The 16,852-nt window shown below is 68.5% G+C and carries 16 protein-coding genes and 1 tRNA gene; 11 read left to right on the plus strand and 6 right to left on the minus strand.

The window, feature by feature from the left end; genetic code table 11:
* Window positions 1-30 precede the first annotated feature (30 nt).
* The 3 genes from SY26_RS12100 to SY26_RS12110 are packed head-to-tail and all read left to right on the plus strand — an operon-like array spanning window position 31 to window position 5,242.
* Window positions 31-1,095, plus strand: a complete 1,065-nt coding sequence (locus SY26_RS12100; RefSeq protein ID WP_148911184.1) for an efflux RND transporter periplasmic adaptor subunit — start codon at window positions 31-33, stop codon at window positions 1,093-1,095.
* Window positions 1,092-2,192: an efflux RND transporter periplasmic adaptor subunit gene (locus SY26_RS12105; RefSeq protein ID WP_046000696.1), complete on the plus strand. Its 1,101-nt coding sequence runs from the start codon at window positions 1,092-1,094 to the stop codon at window positions 2,190-2,192. Before SY26_RS12100 ends, SY26_RS12105 begins: the two co-directional genes overlap by 4 nt.
* Entirely contained in the window at window positions 2,189-5,242 is a 3,054-nt protein-coding gene (locus tag SY26_RS12110) for an efflux RND transporter permease subunit (RefSeq protein WP_046000697.1), read from the plus strand. The genes SY26_RS12105 and SY26_RS12110 overlap by 4 nt, the downstream gene beginning before the upstream one ends.
* A gap of 124 nt (window positions 5,243-5,366) precedes the next feature.
* Here SY26_RS12110 and msrA read toward each other — a convergent pair whose 3' ends face one another.
* The 3 genes from msrA to SY26_RS12125 form a co-directional block, all read right to left on the minus strand.
* On the minus strand, window positions 5,367-5,873 hold the full coding sequence (gene msrA / locus SY26_RS12115) for a peptide-methionine (S)-S-oxide reductase MsrA (protein WP_046000698.1): 507 nt from the start codon (window positions 5,871-5,873) through the stop codon (window positions 5,367-5,369).
* Window positions 5,866-6,315 carry a peptide-methionine (R)-S-oxide reductase MsrB gene (msrB, locus tag SY26_RS12120; RefSeq protein ID WP_045982827.1) on the minus strand — a complete coding sequence of 150 codons (450 nt, stop codon included), beginning with the start codon at window positions 6,313-6,315 and terminating at the stop codon, window positions 5,866-5,868. Before msrB ends, msrA begins: the two co-directional genes overlap by 8 nt.
* Before the next feature lie 65 nt (window positions 6,316-6,380).
* Entirely contained in the window at window positions 6,381-7,349 is a 969-nt protein-coding gene (locus SY26_RS12125; protein WP_046000699.1) for a nitronate monooxygenase family protein, read from the minus strand.
* A 147-nt stretch (window positions 7,350-7,496) separates the two neighbouring features.
* On the opposite strand from SY26_RS12125, the gene mtnN reads away from it, so the two are divergent.
* The gene (gene mtnN / locus SY26_RS12130; protein WP_046000700.1) at window positions 7,497-8,387 is read left to right on the plus strand and encodes a 5'-methylthioadenosine/S-adenosylhomocysteine nucleosidase; all 891 of its coding nucleotides are present in this window, start codon (window positions 7,497-7,499) and stop codon (window positions 8,385-8,387) included.
* Between the two features lie 38 nt (window positions 8,388-8,425).
* Here the strand turns inward: mtnN and clpB are convergent, their stop codons facing one another.
* Window positions 8,426-11,056, minus strand: coding sequence for an ATP-dependent chaperone ClpB (clpB, locus tag SY26_RS12135; protein WP_046000701.1), 2,631 nt, complete (start codon window positions 11,054-11,056; stop codon window positions 8,426-8,428).
* Window positions 11,057-11,203: 147 nt separating this feature from the next.
* Here clpB and pyrF point away from each other — a divergent pair, with 147 nt between their 5' ends.
* On the plus strand, window positions 11,204-11,884 hold the full coding sequence (gene pyrF, locus SY26_RS12140) for an orotidine-5'-phosphate decarboxylase (RefSeq protein ID WP_046000702.1): 681 nt from the start codon (window positions 11,204-11,206) through the stop codon (window positions 11,882-11,884).
* Window positions 11,885-11,932: 48 nt separating this feature from the next.
* Window positions 11,933-12,637 (plus strand): DUF998 domain-containing protein, encoded by a 705-nt coding sequence (locus SY26_RS12145; protein ID WP_046000703.1) that lies wholly within the window; start codon window positions 11,933-11,935, stop codon window positions 12,635-12,637.
* On the opposite strand, the gene SY26_RS12150 is transcribed toward SY26_RS12145, so the two are convergent.
* A complete protein-coding gene (locus SY26_RS12150; protein WP_046000704.1) occupies window positions 12,618-13,028 on the minus strand; it encodes an NUDIX hydrolase in 411 nt (136 codons plus the stop codon). The two genes, SY26_RS12145 and SY26_RS12150, sit on opposite strands and share 20 nt — an antisense overlap.
* Window positions 13,025-13,888 (minus strand): N-formylglutamate amidohydrolase, encoded by an 864-nt coding sequence (locus SY26_RS12155; protein WP_232303332.1) that lies wholly within the window; start codon window positions 13,886-13,888, stop codon window positions 13,025-13,027. The genes SY26_RS12150 and SY26_RS12155 overlap by 4 nt, the downstream gene beginning before the upstream one ends.
* A 155-nt stretch (window positions 13,889-14,043) precedes the next feature.
* On the opposite strand from SY26_RS12155, the gene SY26_RS12160 reads away from it, so the two are divergent.
* The 5 genes from SY26_RS12160 (at window position 14,044) to SY26_RS12180 (ending at window position 16,708) form a co-directional block, all read left to right on the plus strand.
* Window positions 14,044-14,118, plus strand: a tRNA-Val gene (locus SY26_RS12160).
* Between the two features lie 82 nt (window positions 14,119-14,200).
* Window positions 14,201-14,326 carry a type B 50S ribosomal protein L36 gene (gene ykgO, locus SY26_RS12165; RefSeq protein WP_042245282.1) on the plus strand — a complete coding sequence of 42 codons (126 nt, stop codon included), beginning with the start codon at window positions 14,201-14,203 and terminating at the stop codon, window positions 14,324-14,326.
* A 197-nt stretch (window positions 14,327-14,523) separates the two neighbouring features.
* The gene (locus tag SY26_RS12170; protein WP_052715257.1) at window positions 14,524-15,489 is read left to right on the plus strand and encodes a calcium-binding protein; all 966 of its coding nucleotides are present in this window, start codon (window positions 14,524-14,526) and stop codon (window positions 15,487-15,489) included.
* Between the two features lie 134 nt (window positions 15,490-15,623).
* The gene (rpsO, locus tag SY26_RS12175; RefSeq protein WP_045982834.1) at window positions 15,624-15,893 is read left to right on the plus strand and encodes a 30S ribosomal protein S15; all 270 of its coding nucleotides are present in this window, start codon (window positions 15,624-15,626) and stop codon (window positions 15,891-15,893) included.
* A 299-nt stretch (window positions 15,894-16,192) separates the two neighbouring features.
* Window positions 16,193-16,708: a hypothetical protein gene (locus tag SY26_RS12180; RefSeq protein ID WP_046000706.1), complete on the plus strand. Its 516-nt coding sequence runs from the start codon at window positions 16,193-16,195 to the stop codon at window positions 16,706-16,708.
* The last annotated feature ends 144 nt before the right edge of the window (window positions 16,709-16,852 follow it).

A 16,852-nucleotide genomic window follows, 5' to 3' on the forward strand; every position in this document is an offset into this window, starting at 1 on the left:
TTGAGCCACAGATGTCGTGGATCGGTTCCGATGTTCAAGCTGCTGCCCCTTGCCCTCGCCATGATGATTCCCGCGCTTGCGGCGGCCCAGGCCGCCCCCGACGATATCCGCGTGCGCATCGTGACCGCCCGCACCCAGCCTCTGGATCTGGACATGCAGCTGTCCGGAGAGATCGAGGCCGTCGACACGCTGGAGCTGGGCTTTCGCCAGGGCGGCCGCGTGACCGAGGTGCTGGTGGCCGAGGGCGACCGCGTCGTCGCGGGTCAGCCCCTGGCCCGGCTGAACGCGGTCCAGCAGGATCAGGCGCTGAACGTCGCGCTGGCGGGCCTGGCCGCCGCGCGCGCGGGCAGCGACCAGGCCCGGCAGGCCCGCGACCGCGCCGATGCGCTGCTGGCGCGGGGGGTCGGCACGCGGGCGGCGGCCGATCAGGCCGAACAGGCGCTGTCCCAGACCCAAGGGGCGCTGGAGCGCGCGGAAACCGCGGTCGAACAGGCGCGGCGCGCCGTCGACGATGCGGTGCTGCGGGCGCCCGAGGATGCCGTCGTGACCGACAAGTCGGTGGCCCCCGGCCAGGTGGTCGCCGCCGCGCAGCCGGTGCTGACGCTGGCCGCGCTGTCGGGGCTGGAGGCCGTCTTTCACGCGCCCGACGACCCGCTGCTGCACGACATCCTGGGCCGTGACGTGCGGATGGAGACGCTGGACGTCGACCGTCCCGACATGGTCGGCACCGTGACCGAGATCGCGCCCCTGGTCGATCCGCAGACCGGCACGGTGACCGTGCGCGCGCGGCTGCTGACGCCCAATGCCGGGATCGTCCTTCTGGGCGCGTCGGTGCGCGGGCATCTGAGCATGGCGATGGAAAAGGGCGTGGTCGTGCCTTGGACCGCCCTGATGCGGTCGGGCGACGATCCGGCCGTCTGGGTGGTCGACGATGACGGGCGCGTTGCGCTGACCAAGGTGGTCATCAACCATTTCGCGGACAGCACGATCTTCGTGTCCGAGGGCCTGTCCGACGGACAGCGGGTCGTGGGCGACGGGGCGCAGCTGCTGTATCCCGGCCGCCGGGTCCAGCCGGTCGCGGAGGGCGTGCAATGAGGGCGCTGATCCTGGCCGGCGTGCTTGCGCTGGCCTGCGGGCCGGCCGCGGCACTGTCGCTGCCCGACTGGCTGGGCCTTGGCGGTCAGGCCGAGGAGCCCGCGGCCCCGCCGCGCCCGGTGGTCAGCGTGATCGTGGACGATCGCGGCCTGGACGCGCGCTGGATCCCCGGCGTGGTCGAGGCGCGAACCCAGGTCCAGCTGGGCTTTCAGACCCTGGGCCGGATGATCGCGCGGCCCGTCGACCTGGGTGATCAGGTGGCGGCCGGCGATCTGCTGGCGCAGCTGTCCACGGACGATCTGGCCGCGACCACCCGCGCCGCGCGCGCCGCCGTCGATGCCGCGGACGTGCAGGACCGCACCGCGCGCGCGACACTGGAACGCACGCAGGCGCTGGCGGCGCGCAACGTCGCCTCGAACGCCCAGCTGGAACAGGCTCAGCAGGAGGCCAGCGCCGCCGCCGCCGCGGTCGAGCAGGCCCGCTCGCAGCTGCTGCAGGCCGAGGATGCAGAAGGGTTCGCCAAGATGACCGCGCCTTTCGCCGGTGTGGTCAGCGCCGTCTATGAGGTGCCGGGCGCGGTCGTGGATGCGGGCGCGCCCGTGATCCAGCTGTCGGCCCAGGACACCCCCGAGGTGGTGATCGACCTGCCCGAACAGGCGCTGGTCGGGCTTGCGCCGGGCGCCGACTTTACCGTCTGGCATCGCAGCGACCCCCAGGTCGAGATCGCCGCCGCGCTGGACCGGGTCGACCCCATCGCCGACAGCGCCACCCGGACGCGGCGGCTGTACCTGACGCTGCCGCCCGGCGCGCCGTTCCGCCTTGGCGCGCTGGTGCGGGCGCGGTTCGGCACGGTCGACGCGCCGTCTTTGTCGCTGCCGGCCGAGGCGCTGGTCGCGACCGAGGGCATGCCCTTCGTCTGGCGGGTGATCCGCGACGATGCGGGGGCGCGGGTCGAACAGGCCCCCGTGCAGGCGGCGGCCCCCTTTCGCGGGCGCGTCTCCATCACCCACGGCCTTGACGCGGGCGACGAGGTCGTGATCCGCGGCGTGAAATCCCTGGCCCCCGGCCAGCCCGTAGGCCGGAGGCTGGAGCCGTGAGCACCCCCAAGACCCGCTTCAACCTGTCCGACTGGGCACTGAAGCATCGCAGTTTCGTGTGGTTCCTGCTGATCGTGTCGATGATCGCGGGCACCATCAGTTACCTGAACCTGGGCCGCGAGGAGGACCCGGACTTCACGATCAAGACGATGATCATCGGCGCGGCCCTTCCCGGCGCCACCATCGACGAGACGCTGAAGCAGGTCACCACCCGCATCGAGACCAAGCTGGAGGAGCTGGACGAGCTGGACTTCACCCGCTCCGTCACCACGCCGGGTCAGGCGGTCGTCTACGTCGAGCTGGACCCCACCATCCGCGGCCCTGCCGTCCCCGAGGTGTGGAAGCGGGTCCGCCAGATGATGGGCGACATCCGGCCCGAATTCCCCCAGGAATTCGCGGGCTTTCAGTTCAACGACAATTTCGGCGACGTGTTCGGCAACATCTATGCCTTCACCGCCGATGGGTTCACGCCGCGCGAGCTGCGCGACCGGGTCGAGGCGATCCGTCGCCAGGTCGCGGCCCTGGACGCCGCCGGCAAGACCGAGCTGCTGGGCGTGCAGGACGAACAGGTGTTCCTGGAATTCTCCGCCGCGCGACTGGCGGCCCTGGGCCTGAACCAGGCGCAGGTGATCCAGACCCTGGCCCAACAGAATGCCATCGCGCCGTCCGGCGTGATCCAGGCCGGGCCCGAACGCATCCTGGTGCGCGTCGGCGGCCAGTTCGACGGGGCGGAATCGATCGAGGCCGTGAACCTGCGCGTCGGAGAGCGGTTCTTCAATCTGGGCGACGTGGCTACCGTCACACGCGGCTATCAGGACCCGCCCACATCGCTGTTCCGCCACAACGGCCAGCCTGCGATCGGGCTGCAGATCGGCATGCGCCAGGGCGGCAACATCCTGGAGTTCGGCGCCGAACTGGAGGCGCTGATGGACCGCATCGCCGCCGACCTCCCCATCGGCATCGAGATGGCGAAATTCGCCGACCAGCCGCATGTGGTCGAAGACGCCGTGGGCCATTTCGTCAAGGCCCTGGCCGAGGCCGTGGCCATCGTCCTGGTCGTCAGCTTCATCAGCCTGGGCCTGCGCGCGGGGCTGGTGGTGACGCTGACCATCCCGCTGTGCCTGGCGATCACCTTCGTGATCCTGGACCTTTACGGCATCACGCTGCAGCGGATCTCTCTGGGCGCGCTGATCATCGCCCTTGGCCTGCTGGTCGACGATGCGATGATCGCCATCGAGACGATGATCTCAAGGCTGGAGATCGGGGAATCGCTGACCGATGCGGCCAGCTATGCCTGGACCTCGATCGCCTTTCCGATGCTGACCGGCACGCTGGTGACGGTCGCGGGCTTCATCCCCATCGGGCTGAACAGCTCTGCCGCGGGAGAGTTCACGTTCTCGCTATTCGTGGTGATCGCGGTGTCGCTGATCGTGTCCTGGATCGTGGCGGTGCTGTTCGCGCCGCTGCTGGGGGTCACCTTCCTGCGGGCCGACATGGGGCATGGCCAAAAGGGGCCGGGCCGGTTGCGGCGCGCCTTCCACGGCCTGCTGCGGGCGGCGATGCGGTTCAAGTGGCTGACCATCGCGGTGACGCTGGCGATCTTTGCGACATCGGTCTGGGGGATGCGCTTCGTGGAACAGCAGTTCTTCCCCACCTCTGACCGGACCGAGGTGCTGGTCGACATCACGGAACGCCAGAACGCCTCGATCGCGCGGACCCGCGCCGACATGGACCGGCTGGAGGCGAGCCTGGCGGATGATGACGATGTGCTGTTCTGGACCTCCTATGTGGGGCAGGGGGCGCCGCGCTTCGTGCTGTCGATGGACGTACCCACGGCAGGGCCGCATATGGGCCAGATTGTGATCCAGACCCCCGACCTGGCCGCGCGCGACCGCGTCAAGGCGCGGTTGAGCGCGCTGGCGGCCGCCGAATTTCCGGGCGTCGACATCTATGTCAAGAACCTGGAAATCGGCCCGCCCGTGGGCAAGCCCGTCCAGTACCGCGTGACCAGCCCTGACACCGACGCCGCCCGCGACGCGGCCCAGGGCCTTGCCACGCTGATCGCGTCCGAGCCGCGCCTGCGCGACATCGCGCTGGACTGGAACGAGCCCGCGCGCATGGTCCGCCTGGTCGTCGACCAGGACCAGGCCCGCCGGCTCAGCGTGACCAGCCAGGACATCGCCCAGGCCCTGTCGGCCCTGTTCAGCGGCACCAGCGTGACGCAGCTGCGCGACGACATCTTCCTGATCGACGTGGTCGCTCGCGGCGTGGCCGACGATCGCCAGTCGCTGGCCTCGATCCGCAACATGCAGCTGAACCTGGCGGACGGGCGGGTCGTGCCGCTGGCCGCGCTGGTGACGTTGGAATACGGATCCGAACAGCCGCTGATCATGCAGAGAAACGGCCTGCCCACCGTCACGGTCAAGGCCGCCATCGGCACTGCCGACCAGCCCGCGACCCTGGTCACGGCGCTGGCTGCGCAAGTGGCCGAATACCAGGAAACCCTGCCCCCCGATGTCCGCATCGAGGTCGGCGGCAGCGTCGAGACCTCGGCCGACAGCCAGGCGCCCATCGCCGCGGTCGTGCCGGTGATGCTGCTGATCATGGCCGTCCTGGTCATGGCGCAGATGCAAAGCTTTCGGATGTCGCTGGTGGTGATCGCCGCAGCCCCCCTGGGCCTGATCGGCGTGGTGGCGGTGCTGGTGCCCTTCGGCGTGCCGATGGGCTTCGTGGCGATCCTGGGGATCCTGGCGCTGATCGGCATCCTGATCCGCAACTCGGTCATCCTGGTCCACGAGATCCAGGAGCTGCTGCACAAGGGCCGCAGCCAGTGGGACGCCGTGTTCGAGGCCTCGGACAGCCGCGCCCGCCCCATTCTGCTGACCGCGGCTGCGGCGTCGCTGGCGCTGATCCCGATCTCGCGGCAGGTGTTCTGGGGGCCGATGGCCTATGCGATGATGGGCGGCATCATCGCCGGCACGCTGGTAACGCTGGTCTTCGTGCCCGCGCTTTACTGCGCGGTATTCCGGGTCAGGCCGCCCCGTCCCTGAAGCGTCCGTCTCCAATCCAATCGGACCTGAACCGTCCGGGCGGGGGGTCCGGGGGGCGGCAGCCCCCCGGCCGTCGCGGGACGCAAGAGAACGCCCCGGAACCGCGTTCCGGGGCGCCCGTGCCTCACTCGGCGGCGTCGCGTTTGGGCAGCACCCAATCGGGGCGCGGGAAATGGCAGGTATAGCCGTTGGGGAACCGCTCTAGATAATCCTGGTGCTCGGGCTCGGCCTCCCAGAAATCGCCCACCGGCTCGACCTCGGTCACGACGCGTCCCGGCCAGATGCCGGATGCGTCAACATCCGCGATCGTGTCCAGCGCCACCTGCTTCTGTGCCTCGTCCGCGTAATAGATCGCGGAACGATAGCCCGGCCCGATGTCGTTGCCCTGCCGATTCGGCGTGGAGGGGTCGTGGATCTGGAAGAAGAACTCCAGCAGCCGGCGATAGCTGATCAGGTCGGGGTCGAACATGATCTCGATCGCCTCGGCATGGGTGCCGTGGTTGCGATAGGTCGCGTTGGGCACGTCGCCGCCGGAATAACCGACGCGCGTCGCGATCACGCCCGGCATGCGCCGGATCAGGTCCTGCATGCCCCAGAAGCAGCCACCGGCCAGAACCGCACGTTCAACCATGATGCGCCTCCTCGACCTGGGCCAGATAGTCGCCGTAACCCTCGGCCTCCATCCGGTCCTTGGGGACAAAGCGCAGCGACGCCGAATTGATGCAATAGCGCAGCCCGCCCTGATCGCGCGGACCGTCCGGGAAGACGTGGCCCAGATGGCTGTCGCCGTGCTTGGACCGCACCTCGACCCGGACCATGCCGTGGGTGGTGTCGCGATGCTCGGTCACGTTGCCGTCGATGGGCTTGGTGAAGGCGGGCCAGCCGCAACCGGAATTGTATTTCGTGCTGCTGACGAACAGCGGCTCTCCCGAGACGACATCGACATAGATGCCCGCATCGAAATGGTGGTCGTATTCGCCGGTGAAGGCCCGCTCGGTGCCGTTCTCCTGGGTGACGCGATACTGCTCCGGGGTCAGCCGGGCGATCGCGTCGGGGGTTTTCTCATAGGCCATCTGGTCCTCCACGGATGGGACGGTTCGATCCCCTATATGGGAAGCGTCCCGCCCATCCGCAAAGGTCACAGGCGCGAAACGGCCTCTTTCGCGGCTTGATATTCCGCAGCCAGCCGGTCGATGCGCGCGCCGGCCGGTTCGATCGCGCGAACGGCCCCGATGCCCTGGCCCGCACCCCAGATGGTGGACCAGGCCTTGGGCTTCGACGACCCGCTGCCGAAGTTCATCGCGCTGGCATCCGCCCCCGCCAGATTGTCCGGGTCCAGCCCCGCCTTGCGGATCGACGGCGCCAGATAATTGCCCGACACGCCCGTGAACAGCGACGAGGTCACGATGTCGGCCGCCGTGCTGTCCACGATCATCTGCTTGTAGTCGGGTTGGGCATTCGCCTCCTCGGTCGCGATGAACGGGCTGCCGATATAGGCCAGATCAGCCCCCATCACCTGCGCCGCCAGCACCGCGCGTCCGGTGGCGATCGAGCCCGACAGCAGCAGCGGCCCGTCGAACCAGTCGCGGATCTCCTGGATCAGGGCGAAAGGCGATTGCGGCCCGGCATGCCCACCCGCACCCGCCGCCACCGCGATCAGCCCGTCGGCGCCCTTCTCGATGGCCTTCTTCGCGAACATGTTGTTGATCACGTCATGCAGCGCGATGCCGCCGCAGTCATGGGCGGCTTGGTTCACCTCGACCCGCGCGCCAAGCGAGGTGATCCAGATCGGAACCTTGTGGCGGTGACAGATCTCGATGTCACGCTCCAGCCGCGCATTGCTGCGATGCACGATCTGGTTGACCGCGAAGGGCGCGGCGGGGTGGTCGGGGTTCGCCTGGTTGTGGCGGTCCAGCTCCTCCTCGATCCGGGTCAGCCAGGCGTCCAGCATGGACGGCTCGCCGTCCTTTTCGCGGGCGTTCAGCGCCGGAAAGCTGCCGACGATGCCCGCCTTGCACTGAGCGATGACCAGATCGGGCCCCGAGACGATGAACATGGGCGAGGCGACGACCGGAATGCGCAGGCCCTGCAGGATCGGTGGCAGCATGGATGATCTCCCTTGGATTTGCGTCACGATGCCCGCGCCTTGGGCAGCGGGCAAGCCGTGACGCGGCGACAGGGCGGCGGCACTGGCCATCGCGGGTGCCGCAGCGTAAGCCGGGTGCGGAATTGCATATCATGAAAGGCCCGCCCCATGATCCGTCCCGCCCTTGCTTTGATGCTGTCTGCCGCGCCCTTGGCCGCGCATGGCGTCGACGACACGCCCCGCATCGCCGTCATGTCGGCCTTCGAGCCGGAATGTATCAGCCTGCAGGCTGACCTGGAGGGCGCGGAAACCCAGACCATCAACGGCACCGAGTTCATCACCGGCACCCTGTCGGGGCAGGAGGTCGTTCTGTTCCTGTCGGGCGTGTCGATGGTCAACGCGGCCATGACCACCCAGATGGCGCTGGAGCGGTTCGACATCGACGCGATCGTGTTCTCGGGCATCGCGGGCGGGGTCGATCCGGCGCTGAACATCGGCGACGTGGTCGTGGCGGACCAGTGGGGCCAGTGGCTGGAGACCGTCATGGCGCGCCGGACCGAGGACGGCTTCGCCCTGCCGGGGTTCCTGGAATCGCCTTTTCCGAACTATGACATGATCTACACGCGCGAGACGACCGTGGCCTCGGACCGGGGCGAGCCCGAGACGCGGTTCTGGTTTCCCGCCGACCCGGCCCTGCTGGAGGTCGCCGCCCGCGTGGCCGAGGCGACCGATCTGGCCGACTGCAATGCCCAGAACGACTGCCTGACCACCGCGCCGCAGATCCGCGTGGGCGGGAACGGCGTGTCGGGGTCGTCCTTCATGGACAATGCGGGGGTGCGCGACTGGCTGTCCACGACCTTCGAGGCGCAGGTGGTCGACATGGAATCGGCCGCCGTGGCGCAGGTGGCCTGGGCGAACCAGGTGCCGTTCATCGCCTTCCGCTCGTTGTCGGACCTTGCCGGCGGCGGCGAGGGCGAGAACGAGATGGGCGTCTTCATGTCGCTGGCCTCCGACAATTCGGCGGCGCTGGTCAAGGCCTTCCTGGCCGAGATGCCCTGACGGAAACGGCCCCCGGATCGCTCCGGGGGCCGTCTTCCTTAGTGGATCGGCGGGCGTGGGCCTTCGCCGATCGCGCCAAGCCGCGGTCCCGCCTGGCCCACGCGGTTACCGACCAGCAGGCCGTCCGGCCCGGCGCTGACATGGACGGTCGCCCCGTCCATGACATCTCCGGACAGCAGCAGTTCCGCCAGCGGATCCTGCAGGGCGCGCTGGATCACGCGCTTCAGTGGGCGCGCGCCGAAGACCGGGTCGTAACCCTGATCGGCCAGCCACATCCGCGCCGCGTCGTCTATGTCCAGCGTGATCTTGCGACCCGCCAAGCGCTTTTCCAGCCGCGCCATCTGTACCTTGACGATCCCGTCCATGTTCGTCCGCGAGAGCCTGCGGAAGATGATGATCTCGTCCAGGCGGTTCAGGAATTCGGGGCGGAAATGACCGCGCACCGCCTCCATCACCTGATGGCGGGCGTCCGACGCATCCGCCTCCTCGGGCAGATGCGACAGCGCCTGAGAGCCCAGGTTCGAGGTCAGGATGATCAGCGTCTGCTTGAAGTCCACCGTCCGGCCCTGGCCGTCGGTCAGCACCCCGTCGTCCAGCACCTGCAACAGCACGTTGAAGACGTCCGGATGCGCCTTTTCGACCTCGTCGAACAGGATCACCTGATAGGGACGCCGCCGCACGGCCTCGGTCAGGACGCCGCCCTCGTCGTAACCCACATATCCCGGAGGCGCGCCGATCAGCCGGGCCACGGAATGTTTTTCCATGAACTCGGACATGTCGATGCGGACCATCGCGCTGTCATCGTCGAACATGTATTCGGCCAACGCCTTGGTCAGTTCCGTCTTGCCGACACCCGTGGGCCCCAGGAACAGGAAGCTGCCAAGCGGCCGGTTCTCGTCGTTCAGACCCGCGCGGGCGCGGCGGACGGCATTGCTGACCGCGGTGACGGCCTCCTGCTGGCCGATCACGCGCTTGCCGATCTGCTCCTCCATCTTGAGCAGCTTGTCGCGCTCGCCCTCCAGCATCTTGGCGGTGGGGATGCCGGTCCAGCGTTCCACGACCTCGGCGATCTGTTCGGGGCGGACGGCCTCCTCGACCATCAGACCGTCGCCCTGCTCGGCTTCGGCCAACTGCTTCTCCAGCCCGGGGATGATGCCATAGGACAGCTCTCCGGCGCGGGCCAGGTTCCCCTCGCGCTTGGCCTGGTCCAGGTCGGCGCGGGCGCGGTCCAGCTGCTCCTTGAGGTCGCGCGACCCCTGCAGCTTGTCGCGTTCCGCCTGCCAGCGGGCGGTCATCTCGGCGCTGCGCTCCTGCAGGCCGGACAGGTCCTTCTCCAGCCGTTCCAGCCGGTCCTTCGATGCCGCGTCGTCCTCCTTCTTCAGCGCTTCGGCCTCGATCTGCAGCTGCAGGATCTGGCGATCCAGCTGGTCCAGCTCCTCGGGCTTGCTGTCGACCTCCATGCGCAGGCGCGAGGCCGCCTCATCCATCAGGTCGATGGCCTTGTCGGGCAGGAAGCGGTCGGTGATGTAGCGATGCGACAGCGTCGCCGCCGCGACCAGGGCCGCGTCGCTGATCCGTACGCCGTGGTGCAGCTCGTACTTCTCTTTGATGCCGCGCAGGATGCTGATCGTGTCCTCGACCGTCGGCTCCTCGACCAGCACGGGCTGGAAGCGCCGGGCCAGGGCCGCGTCCTTCTCGATATACTTGCGGTATTCGTCCAGCGTGGTGGCGCCGACGCAATGCAGCTCGCCCCGCGCCAGGGCCGGCTTGATCAGGTTGGCGGCATCCATCGCGCCGTCGCCCTTGCCCGCGCCGACCAGCGTGTGCAGCTCGTCGATGAACAGGATGATCTCGCCTGCGGCGGTCTCGATCTCCTTCAGGATCGACTTCAGCCGCTCCTCGAAATCGCCGCGATATTTGGCGCCCGCAATCAGCGCGCCCATGTCCAGCGCCATCAGCCGCTTGTTGCGCAGGGATTCCGGCACGTCGCCGTCGATGATGCGCAACGCCAGGCCCTCGGCGATGGCGGTCTTTCCCACGCCGGGCTCGCCGATCAGGACGGGGTTGTTCTTGGTGCGCCGCGACAGGACCTGCATGGCGCGGCGGATCTCCTCGTCGCGGCCGATGATCGGGTCGATCTTGCCGTCGCGCGCGGCCGCCGTCAGGTCGCGGGCATACTTCTCCAACGCCTCATAGCTGTCCTCGGCGGATGCCGTGTCGGCGGTGCGTCCCTTGCGGATGTCGATGATCGCGGCGTTCAGCGCCTGCGCGTTGACCGAACCCGCGGCCAGCGCATCGCGGGCGTTCGTGTTGACCATGGCCAGCGCCATCAGCACCCGTTCGGCGGGCACGAAGCTGTCACCGGCCTTCTTGGCTACCGACTCTGCCTCGTCCAGCACGCGGACCAGCGTGGGGTCGACATAGACCTGACCGCTGCCCGACCCGCTGACCTTGGGTTGTTTCGCCACGGCGGCATCCACCGCCTCGCGTACGCGCTTGGCGTCGCCGCCCGCACGGGTGATCAGGTTCGAGGCCAGTCCCTGGTCGTCGTCCATCAGCGCCTTCAGCAGATGCTCGGGCATCACGCGCTGCTGGTTCTCGCGGATCGCGATGGTCTGGGCGGATTGCAGGAAGCCGCGCGACCGTTCCGTGAACTTTTCCATGTTCATCGGCAGTACTCCTTTTGCAAAGCCCCCGTGCTGGTGGCGCCCTGTTGCGGCACGCCCCGGTCCGGGTCTGATGGATCAGATTTGGGGGGGTCGCGGGGTGGTTTCAAGCATGTCATAAGGCCCGCGGACCAAAGAAGGGGATGCGTGATGGATGACCGGCTGATCGTGGCGCTGGACGTGCCGAATGCCGTGGTGGGGCTGGACCTGGCGGGACGCCTCGGCGATGCCGTGGGCTTCTACAAGATCGGGCTGGGCATGCTGACCGGCGGCGGCCTGGCCCTGGCCAACGAGCTGAAGCAGGAGCACGGCAAGCGCATCTTCCTGGACATGAAGCTGTTCGACATCGGCGCGACCGTCGAGGCCGCGGTGCGCGGCCTGGCGCAGTTCGACCTGGACTTCCTGACCGTGCATGGCGACCCGCATGTGGTGGCGGCGGCCAAGCAGGGGGCTGCGGGGTCGAACCTGAAGATCCTGGGCGTGACCATCCTGACCTCGCTCGACCGGGCCGACCTGGACGCGGGGCTGATCCGGCCAGGCGATCTGCACGACATCACCGTGGAACGCGCCGCCCGCGCCTTCGAGGCGGGGGCCGACGGCATCATCTGCTCCCCGCGCGAGGCCGCCGACATCCGCGCCCTGCCGGGGTCGCGCCTGATCGTGACGCCGGGCGTGCGCCCCGCGGGCAGCGCCCTGGGCGACCAGAAGCGGGTCGAGACGCCCGCATCGGCCATCGCCGCCGGGGTCGACCACATCGTCGTGGGCCGCCCGGTCTGGCAGGCTGCCGATCCGCGCGCGGCGGCGCAGGCGATCCTGGCCGAACTGGCTTGACGCCCGGCGCCCCCGCGTCCCAGCATGGCGCGAAACGCGGGGGTGGCGATGGACGATGACGGCGGCGTGCAGAAGGTCCGCAACGAGCTGGTCCTGTCCTTCCTGGCGGTGCGCCGCGCCATCGGCGCCCTGGGGTTCTTCCTGCCGCTTGCGCTGATCGCCTATGCAGTGCTGTGGCCCGAGCCGCTGCGGACCAGCATCTCGGCCTACTATTACTCTCCGATGCGCGAGGTCTTCGTCGGCACGCTGATCGCGCAGGCCGTGTTCCTGTGGAGCTATGAGGGGTTTCGCCCCGATGCGGGCGAATGGATCACCGACAAGGCCATGGCGCGGCTGGCGGCGGTCTCCATCGCGCTGGTGGCCCTGGTGCCCACCGACGGGCCGGACGGGCCCTGCACCGCGCTGGAATGCATCGCGGGTCCGGGCCTGTCGGCGCTGATCCATGTCGTCGCGGCGGGGCTGTTCTTTGCCGCGCTGGCGGTGTTCTGCCTGGTGCTGTTCGTCAAAGGCACCGTGGACGGGCCGGAAAAGGCCGCGTCGAACCGCATCTATCGCATCTGCGGATGGACGATCGTCGTCAGTATCGGCCTGATCGGGCTGCTGTTCGCGACGGGCCTGGACGATACGCTGGCGCGCCTGCGCCCGGTCTTCTGGCTGGAGACGGCGGCCACCTTCGCCTTTGCGACCAGCTGGGCGGTCAAGGGCGACAGCCTACGCCCGCTGACCCGCGCCGTCATCGCCGCATCGCGGTGATCCAGCGGCAGAAATGCGGGATCGCGCGTGGGTGGGTCAGATAGTCAGCCACCGGCATCATGCACCACCCCTGACCTTCGTTCCCGAACCGGATCGCGGCGATCTGGGCCGCGCTGATCTGCCCCGCGAACAGCCAGGACATCAGTCCGGGCGCTGAATGCGACGGAAACGCCCGACCGGTCAGCGCCTGCGGGGACAGGTGCAGCCCGAACTCCTCGTCCAGCTCGCGCAGGGCGCATTGGACGGGCGCCTCCTGTCCTTCGCGGCCGCCGCCGGGCAGGTCCCAATGCGCCGGAAAGGGAATGTCGGGGCGATCGTCGCGCAGGCAGGTCAGCAACCGGTCGCCATGGGTCAGCAGCAGCTTGGCACCGTTGAAGGCCGCAGCGGTCATTCCGCGGCGACGCGCCCGCCCGACTGATCCTGGCCCAGGCCGGACAGGCGGCCGATCACCCGGGCGATTCGCGCCGCGAAGTCGTCGAAGTCGGGGCGGGGGGTGATCGTCGCCTCGTCCATGTAGAGCGAGCGGTCGATCTCCAGCTGCACGACATGGACGTTCTGGGCGGGTCGGCCATAGGCCGAGCAGATATAGGCCCCCGAGAAGGGAGCATTGCGGCGCAGGGTCCAGCCCTCGGCCTCGACCGCGGCGCTGACCGCGTCCGAGATGCGCGCCGCCGCCGACAGGCCGTGACGGTTGCCCAGCACCATGTCGGGCCGCGTCCCCTGCAGATGCGACAGCGCATCATGGGGCATGGAGTGCATGTCGATCAGGATCGCCTGCCCGAATCGGGCGCGGGCCTGCGCGATCAGCCCGGCCAGCGCCGCGTGATAGGGGCGCCAGCAGGCGTCGATCCGGCGATCGGCCTCGGCCCGGTCGATCTGGCGGTCGTGAATCACCCGGCCCTGGCTGACCACGCGGGGAATCACCCCCAGCCCGGCCAGGGTGCGCTGGTTCAGCGGGTGACGCGGCACGCCGCGCACGACCAGGGGGTCGATCTCGTCCGCGCCGCGGTTGAGGTCCACGATGCAGCGCGGGATGCGCGCGGCCAGCGTGACCGCGCCGAAGGCCGTGGCGGGCGCGATCAGGCGATCGATGAAGGCGTCCTCGGACGATCGCAGGGTCTGGATGGGCAGGCGGGTGCCCTGCAGGAACCAGTCGGGATAGTCGTGGCCCGAATGCGGGGATGCAAAGATCACCCCCGAAAGCCAGTGGCGGGGGCGGGTCACGACATAGGGCAGATCAGGCTGGGACAAGGCAGACCTCGGCATCCGGCGCGTCATCGCATATAAACCTGAAAAATTGCCCACCGATAGGCCTTGAATACCCCAGACACCTCGGTTAAAGACCTGCGGACCGAGGGGATTGCACCGGGTTTTCGCAAGGAAACGTGATGGAATCACCAAGGAACGGGCGGTTAGCTCAGCGGTAGAGCACTACGTTGACATCGTAGTGGCCACTGGTTCGATCCCAGTACCGCCCACCATTATTTCGCCGCCCCCGGCCAAAACCGGGGGCATTTCGTTTTCCAATGCGGCTGCGACGCGCCGCGACGATGGAGAAAACCGATGAAGGTTCGCAACTCGCTCCGCTCGCTCAAGAGCCGGCACCGCGACTGCCAGGTCGTGCGCCGCAAGGGCCGCATCTACGTGATCAACAAGACCAACCGCCGCTTCAAGGCCCGCCAGGGCTGATCGGTGGGGTCCTGGCCGGGTCATCCGGCAGGTCACGCGGAAACGACAGAATCACCCGCCCCGCACAGGGCGGGTTTTTTCATGCCGGGCCGCCAACCCGCATTAAGGTTTTATCAACTTTTCCGTACGATGCCGGGCCATGGCGCGTTAGTATCGGGGTATCGGCATGGGGCCGGTCGCGAACGGGGTCTGGGTCGATGATCATTCTGGGCGGGATTCTGGGCGTGCTGATGGCCGGGATGATGGTCGATGTCAGTGCGCTGACCAGTCGGCATGCCGAGGATGACGAAGACGACATCCCCGTCCCCAATGAGGAGGAGGGCGAGAGCCTGCCCCCCACCATGCCCGAACCCCAGCCGGAGCCCGAACTGGAGCCCGAGCCCGAACCGGAGCCCGAGGTGCCGGCCGCGCCGGACGAATCGGTGATCGACGGGTCGGAGGGGCTGGATTTCCTGATGGGGACGCCCGGCGACGATGTGATTCGCGGGCAGGGCGGCGCGGACGACCTGCGGGGCGGCCTGGGCGCCGACACGATCGAGGCGGGGGCCGGCGATGACTGGGTCCAGGGCGACGCGGTCTATGGGCCCGCCGGCGACGACCTGATCTATGGTGGCGAGGGCGACGACCTGCTGGCCGGTCAGGGCGGCAATGACATGCTGTTCGGAGAGGATGGCGACGACACCCTGATGGGCGGCGAGGGCGATGATTCGCTGTTCGGAGGCGAGGGCGACGACGTCCTGGCCGGGCATGAGGGTAACGACCTGCTGGTCTCGACCGGCGGCACGGATGATCTGGACGGGGGCGCGGGCGACGACGTGCTGATCGGCCATGACGGCCCCGAAACGGTCTGGATGAACGGCGGGGACGGCAACGACACGCTGATGCCCGGCGCGCATGACTTTGCGTCGGGCAACGCGGGCGACGACACCTTCTTGCTGCGCCAGGTCCAGGAGGGCTTTCCGACGCTGGCCGATTTCCACGGCGATCACGACCAGCTGGTCCTGCATCTGGATGCGCAGGTCGCGCGCGACGTGCAGCTGTCGCTGCGCGAGGACGCGGATGGCAGCACGCTGCTGGAGGTGAACGGCCAGGCCGTAGGGCGCCTGCTGAACCCCGAGGCCCTGCGCCTGGGCGACATTCGCATCGTGGCCATCGGCGGCTGAACGGGCTTTCCTTTTCGCCCCTTATGGGCTAGACGCGCGCATCCGCCGGACATCCGGTCCGTGCGGTGTTTCATGGACCTTGCTGGACGACATCCCGGCCTGTGCCCTCACCCTTCATCCGAAAGGAGATCCCGATGTCGATCACCGTCGAAGAAAAAGCCCGCGTCATCGCAGAGTTCGGCACCAAGGAAGGCGACACCGGTTCGCCGGAAGTGCAGATCGCGATCCTGTCCTCGCGCATCGCCACCCTGACCGAGCACTTCAAGTCGCACAAGAAAGACAACCACTCGCGTCGTGGTCTGCTGATGATGGTCGCACAGCGCCGCAAGCTGCTGGACTATCTGAAGAAGAAGGAAGAGGCGCGCTATACCGCCCTGATCGGCAAGCTGGGCCTGCGTCGCTAAGACCGGCACCCCGCATTTCCCTGGCGCCCGCGACCCTGTCGCGGGCGTTTTGCATTGCGGGCGGCGGCTGTCCTTAAGGGCAGGTCGCTTGGCGATCCCCGAACGGCCCAGTGGTGCCGCCTGGGCAGCCACGCGGAAAGAATCAAAGTCAAATCAATATGCTGTCGAAAACAGCCTCCATGCCCGGCAATCGCGGGGCTTTGCCGCGTCCCGGCAATCGCTAAAACTTTCAGGACCGTCTTCTGGATCGTGTGGTGACTGAAACGTTAACAGCCCGCCATCATCGTAGGAGAGTTGACATGTTGATCAGTGGCCTGACCAGTGGCTGGCGTACGAACACCGCCCCGGCACCCAGCAGCCCCCCGCCGCAGCAACCGCAGGAAACCGCCCCGGCGCAGCCGACCCAGCCCGTCCCGGCCGAGGAGCAGGCCGTGGCGGTGCAACCGGAACCGACGCCGGACGCCGAGGCGGGCTATGATCCCGACGCGATGGCACGCGCCGCCGAAGGCAGCCAGGCGCCCCGGACGGAGCCTGCCCCCGACGCGACGCCCGCGGCAGCCCCCGCCGCCCCGCGCCCCGCGCCGCAGGATGAGGCTGCCGTGACCGCTGCCGTCAAATCCGAGGAGCCGCGTCTGGGTGAGGAGGCGCAGGCGCGCAGCTTTGCCGAAAGCCAGCTGCAGCGCGACCGCCTGCTGAACCTTGCCAGAACGGGCTATGCCGAACTGCGCGACCTGTTCCGCGCGCCAGAGGCGGCGGCCCCGGTTTCGGCCGCCGCCGCCCCGGTGGCCGATCGCCGCGTGCCGGTCGCCGCCTGACGCGACCGCCCGGTCGGCGGGCCGGAAACGGGCGGCCGCACCGTGGTCCGGCCGCCTTTGGCGCATCCGTCGCCGCCCTTCCCAAATCCGGCGTTTTCCTGTATGGCCCCTGTCATCTGTGACGTGAGGTCCTGCCCCGGGGCA

It is taken from the genome of Paracoccus sp. 228, assembly GCF_000967825.1.
GTDB lineage: Bacteria > Pseudomonadota > Alphaproteobacteria > Rhodobacterales > Rhodobacteraceae > Paracoccus > Paracoccus marcusii.